A 13662-nucleotide genomic window follows, 5' to 3' on the forward strand; every position below is an offset into this window, starting at 1 on the left:
ATTTATGTAATTATATCACAAAAACGACAAATTGCTAGTTATTATTTACTATTTTATTGATTTATTTTTTAGTGAAGAAACTTGTAAAAGCAAAATAATGGAGTATTGAGTGTTAGATAAGGTTTCTAATAGCAAGTAACGAGCGTATACTATAAGAAAATAGTGTCTATTTTTACAAGTCATTTATGAAACATAATATGTAGACCAGCTTGAAATTTCATTTGAGCTGGTCTACTTTTTTCATTGAAGTACTCATATCATTGTTGTATAGTCAGTTTACAGGAGGTTCATACAATGAAACGAAAAAGATTAAAGTATCCTTTTTTTGTGATCATCGGTCCTAGTGGTTCTGGGAAAACTAGTGTTGCAGAGGCAGTTTTTCCGGCAGAGTTTAAAGTGATCTCGCATACAACGCGCCCTATCCGAAAAGAAGAGAAAGATGGAATAGATTACTATTTTGAAACGAAAGAACAATTCAAAAAATTAGTCGATACCGATGCTCTAGCAGAGAATGATCAGTATCATGGTTATCAATATGGTGTAGGAATCGAAGAATTGATTCGAAAAACAACTAGTCACTTTGCCTATGATGTTTTGACAATAGACGGCTTTCAACAGATAGAAAGGCAATTTGTGAATAAAGTAATCCCCATTTTTTTTAAAGTTTCAAAGAAAAATATCTTAGCGAGATTACAAACTAGAGAAGACGATAATGAGACGGTAAAAGAACGCAGTGCATTGTATGATGTAGAAGCTCAGAATATAGAAAAGGTCATAACATATCCAAATCACTGTATAATCAATGCGGATCAACCTTTTGAGACAGTTATCGATGAACTGAAAAGTGTTATCATGGCACGAAACCTGTTACTAGACTGAGATGAACAAGGTCCTATTTTATTTGAAAAGTTATTTTAAAGTGTGAGGTAAAGCTGATTATTAGTTTTCACCTCACATTCTTATTATAGATTAAATTATACGGAAAATTAAGAATTTTCATACAATTACAAAAATGTCACTTGTATGACAGAAGCAAGAATGGTTAAATGAAAGAGTAGAATAATTGAAGGAGATGAGGAGAAGGATTATGAAGAAAAGAACAATGATCATTGTAGGGGTAATTGCAGTTGTATGTATAGGGATCTTCGTTCTTCCAAGTCTGTTGGGAGGAAATAAGGAAGCTGGATCTGAAAAGAAAACAGTTTCCGAAGATTTAGGGATTGAATATTTCGACGTTCCAGATATTGAACAAGTGTATATCAACGGTGTTATTCAACCTGAGCAAGCCGAAGCTTTTGCAAAAGATTCAAAAATGACAAGCACACCTGAAATCAAGGTGAAAAATGGTGATGTTGTCGAACCAGAAACAGAATTGTTCACATATGAAGACAAAGAAGTAACGAAAGAAATTGAAGCTCAGAACAATACGTTAAGTAAATTAGCGACTAAAAAACAAAATATTTATAATAAATGGAATCGAGCAATCGATAATTTTAATAAAGCCAAAGAAGAAGAACGCAACACAACTGGTGCAGCAATTAATGAGCAACATCAAGCCGAAATTGATGGAGTAGATGAAGAAATCCTCTTTTCAAACGAAACGATTGCTGATTTAACAACAAAACAATTTATTTCAACAAAAGCAAAATTCAAAGGACGTGTCTCGATCCCAGAGGTCAAAGATGAAAATGCTCCTGTTCTTCGTTTAACTTCAGATGGATTGTATGTTGCTGGGAAAGTAAATGAAAAGGATCTAATGAAAATTGCAGTAGATCAAAAAGCAAATCTCTCTGTGGTTTCAAGTGGAACAACGGTAACTGGGAAAATTTCATATATCGATGACAATCCGCCAGAAGCCAAAGCTGATCAAGGGGAAAATACTAGCGGAGAAGGAACAATGTCGACTTATAATGTAAAATTAGCACTTGACAGTTTAGAGGGCATCAAAAATGGTTATCATATGCAAGCAACAATCAATATAGGTGATAATAAACCAATCGAAGTACCTAAAAAAGCAATCCATGAGCAAGATGGTAAAAAATATGTATTAGTCAATGATTTTGGTTCTGTGATCCGCAGAGATGTTCAAGTAGGTGAAGAAAAAGAAGGTAGTATGGTTATAAATTCTGGTTTAGAGTCAGCTGATCGAATCATTGTTTCTTCTAAGAAAGACGTTAAAGAAGGAGACTTGATCGAAGAAGATAATCAAGGATCAGGAGAAGCAGCGCCAGCAGCTAAAGAATAGGAGGAGCATTCATGATACAACAAGAACAAAGCCCGCAACCTCTCATTCAGATGCAAGCAATCAATAAATATTTTCCTGTCGGGAAAGAAAAGTTGCACGTTTTAAAATCATTAGATTTAACGATCAATGAAGGTGAATTCATCATGATCATGGGAAAATCTGGGAGTGGAAAAACGACACTGATGAATATCATCGGTTTTCTTGATCGCGTATCTGACGGTAATTATCTTTTCAAAGGTGAAGATGTTTCCAAGCTTTCTGAGAATAAAAAGTCTGAGTTTAGAAATGAATATCTTGGTTTTATTTTCCAGCAGTTCTTTTTGATCAACTCATTGAATGTTAGTCAAAACGTACAGTTACCTTGTGTTTATGAGGGGAAGAAAAGCAATGATGAAAAACGAAAAATTGCTGAAAAGTATTTAGAGTTGGTTGGTTTAGGTGAAAAAACAAAAGCAAAAGTAAATGAATTATCTGGTGGACAACAACAGCGTGTGGCAATTGCTCGTTCTTTAGTCAATGATCCGCTATTGATCATGGCAGATGAACCAACTGGCGCATTAGATAGTGAAACGGGAATCGAAATTATGGAGTTACTGACGGAATTGAATCGTCAAGGTAAAACTATCGTCATGGTGACACATGATGCAGATATGAAAAAATATGCCACACGAGTGATTCATATGAAAGATGGCCGTTTTCTTGAAGAAGAGGTGATTCGATGATTTCAAATCTACTGATCAGTACTTTATTGAGTTTGCGTGCACATAAACTACGAGTATTTCTGACAATGATCGGAATCATTATTGGGATTACTTCAGTTGTGACTATTTCAACACTAGGTGAAGGAATGAAAAAGCAAGTAATGTCGGCAACTAGTGCTAATACGAATGTCGTTAAACTACATTATACAATGCAGGATGAAAGTTCTACTGGTATGATGATTTATGAAGAACCAGACTATAGTTTTTCTAGAGTTGATCTAAAAAAAGTCAGAGATATCGACGGCGTTGAGACAATCTATCCGCAGTATGGTGATGGCATGATGGGAGATAACCTAAATATACAATTGGACTATTTTGGTGCTAAGGCTAATATAATGGTCACATCCAATCGTGGTCAAAATAAAATCAAATACGGTCGTGATTTTGACGATCGAGATATTAATAAAGATGTGATTATCTTAAATCATGATGTTTTTGATACGAGTTTGAAAATGGATGATCCAGGTGAATTGATTGGAAAAGCTGTTTCGATCAATGACTATATGTACAAAGTCATTGGAATCTTAGAACCATTTGATTATGAAGCATTAGATAACACTGAAGCGATGGCGCTGGATTGGAATATCGTCTACAGCAGTTTTGTCTCAAGAGCTTCATATAATAAATTAGCGACATCAAAAGCGATCAGTGGTATCAATTTCAAATTAAAAGAAGGAGCAGATAAGCAAGCGATCATTTCGCAAGCTGTTTCTACTTTAAGTGAAAGCCACCCAGATGTTAAAGGGATCTTTAAAGAAAACGATCAGGAACAAAAAAATCAAAAACAAATGGAAGATGCAATTGGTGGTATTACTATGTTCTTAATGGCGGTCACAGCAATCTCATTGTTAGTTGGGGGAATTGGCGTGATGAATATCATGTATGTCTCTGTAACAGAACGAAAACGTGAGATTGGGATTCGCAGAGCAATCGGTGCAAAACCACGGATGATTTTGATGCAGTTTTTATTAGAAGCAGCATTTATCACGTTGCTTGGTGGATTGTTCGGTGTTGGGTTAGGCTATCTGCTTTCTACAGCTGTCGGTAGTTTTGTAGATATTGTACCAGTCATGACACCTTCGATTTTTGCCATATCCACATTGGTATCTATTTTAACTGGTATCGTATTTGGGATCATTCCTGCTATCAGTGCTTCAAGAATGGATCCAATCAAAGCAATCTATAATTAATAAAATGGTAGGATAGAAAATAGAAAAAGATGTTTGAATGAGAGATTCAACATCTTTTTTTTGGTATAATTATTATTCAAGAAATAATTATGTCATCGTTTCATTTTTATTTAATTATTGGTATAGATTGAATTAGAGTTGAAAAAATAGAGTGAAAAAGTCTATTGGTCTAGGAAGATTCATCTGTATTTTCTCGAAAATTTAGACAATTTGCCTTTTTTTGAAAAGAGTATTTGCTTGCTGAAATCACTAGAGATGTTTAAAATAAATAGTGGGAGACATTCGGAGGGGGAAGACGAATGGAAAAGTTTAATCTATCAAAAGATGTATATGTGAAAACGGTTGCCTTGCGTGCGAAAGATGTAGAGCGAATGGTCAACTTTTATAAAAATGTGTTGGGCTTTATTTTAAAGCTGGAAGAAAATAATTTATCAATATTTGGTTCACAAGAAAAAGATAGTCGATTGCTAATATTAGAGGAAACAGATTGTGAACAAGAACGACTAGAATCATTTGAAAAAAAAGTCTGTTTGTCATTACTGATTCCGACAGAAGAAGAGTTTAGCAGTATTTTAAGAAGAATCACAGCACATAAATATCCAATCAATTACTCTAAGCAAGTAGGAAATCGACAAAGTATCTTTTTGGAAGACCCAGAGGGAAATGAATTAGAAGTGAACTGTCAAAGGATACTCGCGCAACAAGATGAAAACATAGAAACAGTTGATATTGAAGCCTTGGTCCAACAAAGTAATGTCCTCTATTCAAGCCTTTCAGCAGGTGTTCGATTTGATCGGATCAAACTACGAGTGGAAAATAGATCAGAACATCATTCTTTTTATCAAAATATTTTAGGAATGACCTCAGAAGATAGAGTAAAGGAAAAATTATCGATAAATGACGGTGACTTTTCTGTGTATTTGACTGATATGATAAAGACAAAAGCTCAAAAAACTACTGATAATGAAGGATTAGGTGTAGATTTTTTTGTGCTAACAGTGGAACATGAAGCAGAAATGAAACAATTAAAAAATCACTTAGAGGAACAAAAGCAAGAGTTTTTTGTTGATAAAAAATTAACGATTTTAACAATTTACGACCCTAGTGATATTGAATGGTGGTTTGTAAGAAATTAAAACAATGAGGAAATCGAATGATGTATAAAAAAACGAAGCAAAAAATCAAAGAATTGATGAATGAGGGAATATTCTCAGGCGTCAGCTTTTCTTTTATAAGTGAAGACAAATCTGAGGATCATACTTGGGGAAACGCTCAAATACTACCTACAGTCGAACCGCTAGAGCGACCGCTGCTTTTTGATGTAGCTTCTTTAACGAAGGTCATCTGTACTACAACAGTCGTACTACAATTAATAGAAACTGGCGTGCTGAAGATGGATGTACCAGTGCACAAGTATTACCCCGCAATTGCTGATCAACGACTAACGATTCGTCATCTTTTAACCCATACCTCTGATATTCAAAGCTATATTGAAAATCGTGATAGCTTGACGAAAGAAGCGTTGCGTCTTGCTTATTTACAGGTTAGATCGGGGGAGAATTTAGGTGAAAAAGTTGCTTACACAGATACTGGAACTATTTTACTTGGATTCATGTTGGAAGAGTTATTTGACAACGTGCTGATCGAGATTTTTAAAGAGCGCGTTTTAGAACCACTAGATATGACAGCCAGTGTCTTTTTACCTAGTAACTCTTCGCAGATCGTGCCAACTGAAAATCATCCAACAAGAGGCGTGATTCGTGGTCAAACACATGATCCAAAAGCCTTTGTTTTAGCTGAACATGCGGGGAATGCAGGCTTATTTACTAACTTGACAGATCTTAAAAAATTTACAGAAATGTATTTGAATGATGGAAAGTATATGGAGAATAGATTATTGGAAAAAACGACAATCGAATTGTTGCTTACAGATCAAACACCAAATAAAAGGGGACAACGTTCCATTGGGTGGGACTTGAAAAAAGATGCGACAGGACATCCTTTATTATTTCATACAGGTTATACTGGTACTTTTTTATTGATCGATCCGATTCAAAAAAACGCTTTCATCTTTCTTTCCAATCGGATTCATCCAGTTGATAATAGAGCACAATATATTGAAAAAAGAGATGAACTAATTCAACTTTACTTATATGAAAAAAGAACAAACAAAGATGAATCGCTTTCTTTTTAGTGGTATAATTGACGAGTATAAATAGAAGGGAGTCTCTAAACTATGCAGCAACCTTTATTTCTAAAACCAGTATTTCAAGAAAAAATTTGGGGTGGTAATCGATTACATACCGTATTCGGTTTTGATTTACCAAGCAATAAAATAGGTGAAGACTGGGCGATCAGTGCTCATCCACATGGAGTTAGCACAGTAGAAAATGGTGAATTTTCTGGTCAAAAGCTAGATGAACTTTGGGCAAACCATCGTGAGTTATTTGGCGGTGCTAAGGGGGATGTCTTTCCTTTATTAACGAAAATCTTGGATGCAGAGGATGATTTATCTGTCCAAGTTCATCCAGATGATACGTATGGCTTAGCTCATGAAGGTGAGCTTGGAAAAACGGAGTGTTGGTACATTATTGACGCCGAGCCAGGTTCAACAATTATTTATGGGCACAATGCTAACACTCGTGAAGAACTTGAAACAATGATCAAGGAAGAACGTTGGGATGACTTATTGAAAAAAGTGCCTGTTAAAAAAGGCGATTTTTTCTATGTACCAAGTGGTACAATCCACGCAATCGGTAAAGGAATCATGATTTTAGAAACGCAACAAAGTAGTGATACGACTTATCGCGTTTATGACTATGATAGAAAAGATGATCAAGGTCAGGCAAGAGAACTGCACATCCAACAATCCGTAGACGTAACAACTGTTCCCGCAAAAGCGGCTGAACTATCAATCCAACAACAAAATCAAGGTCAATCAAGTATTATTACGTATTTGAAAACACCATTTTTCATTGTATATGAATGGCAAGTTAAAGGACTACTGAAGCTAAAGAAAAATGCGCCGTATACCTTAGCCACAGTAATCGATGGTGTTGGCAGTTTGATTATTGAAGAGATAGATTCACTCAAAGAAGAACGCTACGAATTAAGTAAAGGAACAAGCTTTATTTTACCAACTGATATCGCTAAATGGCGATTCGAAGGTGAGTTGACGATCATCGCCTCAGAACCAGGAGTAGATGCCTAAAATAAACAAAAAGTGTTAGGGAAAATGTAGTGACCCCAAAAAGTTAGACTTTTTTCGGAGTAGAGAAATCTACTCCGTTTTTTATTCGTTATTAAGCTGCTTTACTTTCGGCTATTCGAAACTGTACAGGACTTTTCCAGTTCAGTTTCTTTTTCATTCGTTCGTTGTTGTAATAATAGATATAGTTATCAATTGCCATTTTTAGTTCTTCAAAACTAGAATAGGTTTTCCCGTGATAAATTTCTTGTTTTAAAAGACTAAAGAAGTTCTCCATGATTGAGTTATCTAGACAATTGCCTTTTCGAGACATACTTTGAAAAATGTTCTGTTTCTTCAGTTTATAGCTGTAAGCTTTCATTTGATACGCCCAACCTTGATCTGAGTGAAAGGTGCGACGATAAGGACAATCATTCGTCAGTCTGATTGCTTCTTCTAATCCTTCCATTATTGCCAGTGCATTTGGTTTTTCTGAGATACGATAAGAAAGAATTTCACTATTATACATATCCATAAAAGGATCTAAGTATAACTTTCTTTGACGAATGATTCCTTTGGGATCACAATCAAAATACTTTAATTCTGTTGTGTCTGTTGTTATTTTTTGATGACAAACACTCGTGTAAAAGCGACGTTGGATTCGGTTCTTGGCAATCGTTCCAACTTTTCCACGATACGAGCTATAGCGACGGGATTTCCGTGTATAAGAGCGGACTTCAATCCTTAGCTTTCGAATTAAGCGTTGAACTTTCTTTTTATTCACGTGGAATCCTCGGCTCCTTAGTTCGTTCGTCATTCGTAAACAGCCGTAATCTTTATGCTTTTGACGAATATGAAGCATCTCTGTTTCAATTTCCTGATTTGGATTTTTTCGGTCAAACCGTTTTTGCCAATACATAAAGGTTGATTTAGAAAAATTCAATGCTTCAAGAAGCTCAACTAATTTGAACTGTCCTCGGAGGCTTGCGATGATTCGCGCGATTGATTCACTCGTCGTTGTTGAGCTTCCTGTTTTCGCAGCTTCCTCAGTTCTTTTAAAAAGGCATTTTCAATTTGAAGAGTACGAACCTGCTTTTCTAATTCTTTGATGCGATTCTGTTCTTCTAGCGTTTCTTTCATTAAATGCTTCTTTGTCTGTTCTTCTTTTTTTTGCACGGTAGATAGACGCCCTTTCTCTTTTGAGAGCCCATCGATTCCTTCTTTTCGGAATTTTCGCATCCAGTTGGCAATAAGAGTTGGATTATTCATTTCAAGAATATTGGCAACTTCACGATAGGAGAGCTCACTTGTTTGATATAACTCTATCGCATTTAGCTTGAATTGAACAGAATAATTCTGATTTTGACGTTTTCGTAAAAGACCTTCTTCACCAAATTCTTGATAAGCATTGATCCACCTATGGACTTGTTCCGCCGCTTTAACCCCATGCTTATTTGCTAAAGCTTGTATTCCTCCTTTCCCTACCAGATATTCTTGAACAATTTTTAGTTTAAGTTCAAAGCTATATTTAGACATAAAAATACCGACCTCCAAAAAATTAGATTTTTGGTCTAACTTTTTGGGGTCGGTTCAAAATTCCTAACACTTTTTGCTTATTTAGTTGCATACATGTCCTTTGGGACAAGTAATGGTTCATTGTATTTTTTTTCTAACGCTGTTTTGATCAGGCGAATACCAAGGTTTTTATTACGAGCAAGAATCGGTCCATGGAAATAGGAGCCAAAGACATTTTTGTAAATCACACCTTCGGAACCATCTTCACTGTTGTTGCCTTTACCTTGGATAACGTTCCCTAAAGGCCGTTCACCTTTTCCTAAGAAGGTGCGGCCGTTATGATTTTCAAAACCATAATAGGTTTCGTTGAACTCCTCATTATGAATGACAATGTCTCCAATATAACGGTTATTATCTTGACTTAACGTGTAATGATCCAAAGCGCCTATACCGTGAATTTTTTCCCCTTTAGCCCCCATATAATAATGACCTAAAAGCTGAAATCCTCCACAAATGGCTAGCATTACGCCATCATTTTCAATATATTCAGTTAAAGTTTCTTTTTTTGTTTGAATATCGTCTGAAATGATCAGTTGTTCAAAATCTTGACCACCACCAACAAAGACTAAATCATACTTATTCGGGTCAAATGGTTCATAGATGCTGACGATTTCGGAATGGAAGGTAACATCCATCTTTTCAGCAAGATATTTCAACATGAGTAAGTTGCCGTTATCACCATAAGTATTTAGCAAATTACCGTATAAATGACATACAACAAGTTCTTTAGGCACCATTCATTCCTCCTTGAATATAACCTTGAGCAGCAAGTGACTTACGTAATTGTAAAACCGCTGTATACGTGGCTAAAATATAGACATGTTCTGTCGGCAATGCCTTGATCGCTGTGATAACATCATCTAGGTCTGGAATTTCTTTCAACTTATCCTCAGAAATACCGGCAACTTTCAATCGCAAAGCCATATCTTGATGGCGGTCACCACCAGCAATCACTTCTGGAATATCCATTTGACTGAAGGCTTCATGATCGCCATCCCAGATCCAGCTTACATCGATCCCATCTGCATAATTAGCATTTAATAAAGAGACAAGTGAAAAGGAATAAGGGGCAAGGCCCATCATATCAATTACCTGGTTTAAACCAACTGGGTTTTTCACTAAAACTAGCGTACATAATTTCCCGTTGATGTTGATTGTTTCTTGACGTCCAAATACTTTTTCATCATAGCTTAAACCCGCTCTGATTTTCTCAGGTGCCACGCCATAGTGCTCAGCTACTGCTGTTGCTGCAAGGGCATTATAAACGTTGTACATTCCGCCAACAGCGATACTGTATTGTGAGCCATCGATCACAAAATTAGCAGAAGTGTTATCCATTTTGACCATTTCAGTTAACTGAACATCAAGTTCTGGACGGTGGAAGCCGCAATTTGGACAATAATATTTGCCAAGATTAGCATAAGTAATCATTTTATACTGTAAAATATGGTGGCATTTTGGACACAATAAGCCATCTGTATTGTAATGAGCCATCTGCTCTTTATCTGGCAAATGATTGAAACCATAATACTTTCTTGGATTGACCGTTTCAACTGAATTGAAGATCGGAGAATCACCATTACATAGAATTGGTGCGTTAGGAGCGGCTGAGGCACCATCAACGATCAATTTGTATGTGGTATAAATTTCACCATAGCGGTCCATTTGATCACGGAAAATATTTGTAAACAAAAATAGCTTTGGTTCAATATATTTGGTCACCCGACTTAGACTTGCTTCGTCGATTTCTAACACTGCAAATTTCTTCTTTGCGCCTTTGTTTTTAGCAGATAAAAAGGTTGAAACGATTCCCTGTTCCATATTCGCACCAGTCGGATTCGTCAACACGTGATCGAATTCTTGTCTTAGTATATTTACTGTTAAAGCCGTTGTCAGTGTTTTGCCGTTCGTACCAGTGACAACAACTATTTCATACTCTTTTGCTAGTGTGTCCAAAATTTTTGGATCGATCTTTAATGCTAACTTTCCAGGATAGCTGCTGCCGCCCTTGAAAAAAGTTTGTAATACCCATTGAGAAGTTTTTCCAGCGGCTATTGCCATATGACTTCTGATTCCCATAAAGTGCCCTCCAATTTGCCTTGATTGTCGTTGTTAAAGACAACAAATAAACTCAATCTATAATAACACAATTAAAAAAAAAAATTAATTCCTTTTACTCTTTCTTACTATTATCATCAATCTTTAAACGAACTTGATTAAAGAAGAAAAAAAGAGTGGAAAACAAAAACTAATGTTTAGTTTTGTTTCCCACTTTTTTTCGTCGTTTACTTACTTACTTCGCATCAATATAGCTATATAAAGTATATTTAGAAATATTGAAAAATCCTGCTACTTTATCACCAGATTTTGTTACGAGAAATGCACCCTTACTATTTAGGAACTGAATACATTTGATTTTGTCATCTTTTGTCATTAATGGGACCGGTTTGCCGACAAGTTTTACAGATTCTTCAATCAAATCATCTAAAAGTTCATTGATATCTTGAGGGATATAGTCTGGCTCTTTATCATCATCTTGTTCATCGATCGCAACAAGTGATTTTAGCGTTGATTCAGCAGCTATCAGGGCAGTGATATCATAATTGATTGCAAAAATCCCATCTAAACTGCCAGATTTATCTTTGAAATAAACAGTACTTGATTTTAAAATCCGTCCATCATGTGTTCTTGTTAAGTAATTGATATGATCGATCAAATCAGCGGGATCCTTTTTTAAGGCTTCTAAGACAACTTGAGAAGGTCCATCTCCAAGCTGACGAGAAGAAACATGACCATTTTCAATTGAAACAATTGTATTATTCACATTATTTTCATTGATTTTATGAATGACGATTTCACAATTATCACCGAACTGACCAGCTAAAGCCTTTGCGACTTGAGTGAGAAAATTTAATTTTTCATCAGAAAGCATGGTTTTGCTCCTTTCTAAAACAAGTTAAGTCAAAAAATATGTAGTACACAATGTTATTTATAACCAGCCTTTTGATATTCTACAAAAAAACAGCTATAACAGTGCATAGATAGAAAAAATTACTAATTATAAAGATCTTCGTGTGTAATGATATCATGCGGTAAATCATAATACAAGACAATGAGCACAGAGCACTAAAAAATATTTTTTAGGTAGCATTGTTTTTTTTTAGGTTAGGTGGTATAATTTACTCGAGTTAGAGGAAATCATACATTTTTGAAGTAAAATGCAAACGTTTTTTTAAGATTCTATAAGGCTAAGAAATTATCTGATTATAAAGATCGTTAGATTAGTGAATAATTGAACTATACAATTGTAAGCGATTTCTATTTAGAGAGCAAAATAAATGAATTTATAGGAGGGTTATCATGTTAGTAATAGGAAATGGGCGACTGATCACCAGAGATAGGGAAGGAACATTTTTTGAAGATGGCTGTGTCGCGATTGAAGGTCAGAAAATTAGAAAAGTAGGAACAACAAAGGATATACGTAAAGAGTTTCCTTCTGCTGAGTTCATTGATGCCAAAGGTGGAGTGATCATGCCTGGTTTTATCAATATGCACAACCACATTTATAGTACGTTTGCAAGAGGATTGAATATCAATGGTTACCACCCTAAAAACTTCATGGACATTTTGGAAGGACAGTGGTGGCGGATCGATCGGACGCTAAATCTACAAGATTCTTATCATAGTGCAAAAATAGCTTATCTAGATAGTATTAAAAATGGTGTAACAACAGTATTTGATCATCATGCTAGTTATGGCGCAATCGAAGGTAGTTTGACACAACTTTCTAACGCAGCTGACGAGTTAGGCGTTCGTACTTGTTTATGCTATGAAGTTTCAGATCGAGACGGGGCAGAAAAAATGAAAACAGCTGTTAAAGAAAATACGGATTTTATCAGAATCAGTAAGGACCGTAGTGACGATATGCAAAAAGCAATGATGGGCATGCATGCAGCGTTTACGTTGTCTGATACATCTTTGGAATATTGTGCAGCTCATACGCCAGATGGTGTGGGGTATCATATCCATATTGCAGAAGATATCGCTGACGTTTATGATTCATTGGCAAAATATGGAAAACCAATCGTCAATCGTTTGTATGATTTAGGAATTTTAGGAAAACAAACGATGGCAGGGCATTGTATCCATATTGGTCCCCATGAGATGGAACTATTACGTGATAGCAATACCATGGTTGTTACAAATCCAGAATCAAATATGGGAAATGCAGTTGGATGTCCGCCAGCAATGCGGATGTTGAATGAGTATGGTCTTTTGATGGGGCTGGGTACAGATGGGTATACCAATGATGTGACTGAATCATATAAAGTAGGGAATATCATTCATAAGCATCATTTAGCCGATCCGAATGCCGCTTGGGCTGAAATTCCTGAAATGTTGTTCAATAATAATCCGAAAATGGCTAATCGCTACTTTGAAAATAAATTAGGAGTATTGGAACCAGAAGCTGCGGCAGATGTAATTATTTTAGATTACAAGGGACCAACACCGATGACAAAAGATAATTACAATTCTCATATTCTATTTGGCATGAACGGCGGAGCAGTTACAGATACGATCATCAATGGCGAGATTCGTATGCGTAATCGAGAAGTGCAAGGAGTTGATGAAGCAAAAATTTGGCATGATGCTCAGGCTCAAGCGCAATCTCTTTGGACAAGAATCAATCAAGCATAGGGCCTA

The 13662-nt window shown here is 35.8% G+C and carries 13 protein-coding genes; 8 read left to right on the forward strand and 5 right to left on the reverse strand.

Annotated features, from left to right (window positions below; genetic code table 11):
• Positions 1-294 precede the first annotated feature (294 nt).
• From IGJ50_RS05435 to manA, 7 genes are all read left to right on the forward strand, one after another.
• On the forward strand, positions 295-879 hold the full coding sequence (locus IGJ50_RS05435) for a guanylate kinase (protein WP_429949248.1): 585 nt from the start codon (positions 295-297) through the stop codon (positions 877-879).
• A gap of 208 nt (positions 880-1087) precedes the next feature.
• Positions 1088-2245, forward strand: a complete 1158-nt coding sequence (locus IGJ50_RS05440) for an efflux RND transporter periplasmic adaptor subunit (RefSeq protein WP_429949250.1) — start codon at positions 1088-1090, stop codon at positions 2243-2245.
• Between the two features lie 11 nt (positions 2246-2256).
• Positions 2257-2967 (forward strand): ABC transporter ATP-binding protein, encoded by a 711-nt coding sequence (locus IGJ50_RS05445; RefSeq protein WP_069639835.1) that lies wholly within the window; start codon positions 2257-2259, stop codon positions 2965-2967.
• Positions 2964-4196, forward strand: a complete 1233-nt coding sequence (locus IGJ50_RS05450; protein WP_069639836.1) for an ABC transporter permease — start codon at positions 2964-2966, stop codon at positions 4194-4196. The genes IGJ50_RS05445 and IGJ50_RS05450 overlap by 4 nt, the downstream gene beginning before the upstream one ends.
• Before the next feature lie 299 nt (positions 4197-4495).
• Positions 4496-5332, forward strand: a complete 837-nt coding sequence (locus tag IGJ50_RS05455; protein WP_069639837.1) for a VOC family protein — start codon at positions 4496-4498, stop codon at positions 5330-5332.
• A 20-nt stretch (positions 5333-5352) separates the two neighbouring features.
• Positions 5353-6390 carry a serine hydrolase domain-containing protein gene (locus IGJ50_RS05460; RefSeq protein WP_069640003.1) on the forward strand — a complete coding sequence of 346 codons (1038 nt, stop codon included), beginning with the start codon at positions 5353-5355 and terminating at the stop codon, positions 6388-6390.
• Between the two features lie 42 nt (positions 6391-6432).
• Positions 6433-7407, forward strand: coding sequence for a mannose-6-phosphate isomerase, class I (manA, locus tag IGJ50_RS05465; protein ID WP_429949253.1), 975 nt, complete (start codon positions 6433-6435; stop codon positions 7405-7407).
• A gap of 91 nt (positions 7408-7498) precedes the next feature.
• On the opposite strand, the gene IGJ50_RS05470 is transcribed toward manA, so the two are convergent.
• The 5 genes from IGJ50_RS05470 to IGJ50_RS05490 form a co-directional block, all read right to left on the reverse strand.
• Positions 7499-8386 (reverse strand): IS3 family transposase, encoded by an 888-nt coding sequence (locus tag IGJ50_RS05470; RefSeq protein ID WP_429950029.1) that lies wholly within the window; start codon positions 8384-8386, stop codon positions 7499-7501.
• Complete coding sequence (locus IGJ50_RS05475) at positions 8344-8919, reverse strand: transposase (RefSeq protein ID WP_429949255.1); 576 nt, start codon at positions 8917-8919, stop codon at positions 8344-8346. Before IGJ50_RS05475 ends, IGJ50_RS05470 begins: the two co-directional genes overlap by 43 nt.
• A gap of 77 nt (positions 8920-8996) precedes the next feature.
• The gene (locus IGJ50_RS05480) at positions 8997-9695 is read right to left on the reverse strand and encodes a type 1 glutamine amidotransferase (RefSeq protein WP_069639839.1); all 699 of its coding nucleotides are present in this window, start codon (positions 9693-9695) and stop codon (positions 8997-8999) included.
• The gene (locus IGJ50_RS05485; protein WP_069639840.1) at positions 9685-11037 is read right to left on the reverse strand and encodes a Mur ligase family protein; all 1353 of its coding nucleotides are present in this window, start codon (positions 11035-11037) and stop codon (positions 9685-9687) included. Before IGJ50_RS05485 ends, IGJ50_RS05480 begins: the two co-directional genes overlap by 11 nt.
• Positions 11038-11251: 214 nt before the next feature.
• Positions 11252-11890, reverse strand: a complete 639-nt coding sequence (locus tag IGJ50_RS05490; RefSeq protein WP_069639841.1) for a helix-turn-helix transcriptional regulator — start codon at positions 11888-11890, stop codon at positions 11252-11254.
• A gap of 428 nt (positions 11891-12318) precedes the next feature.
• Between IGJ50_RS05490 and ssnA the strand changes: the two genes are divergently transcribed.
• On the forward strand, positions 12319-13656 hold the full coding sequence (ssnA, locus tag IGJ50_RS05495; protein ID WP_069639842.1) for a putative aminohydrolase SsnA: 1338 nt from the start codon (positions 12319-12321) through the stop codon (positions 13654-13656).
• The last annotated feature ends 6 nt before the right edge of the window (positions 13657-13662 follow it).

Source organism: Enterococcus sp. AZ101 (genome assembly GCF_050499005.1).
Classification (GTDB): Bacteria; Bacillota; Bacilli; order Lactobacillales; family Enterococcaceae; genus Enterococcus_L; species Enterococcus_L ureilyticus.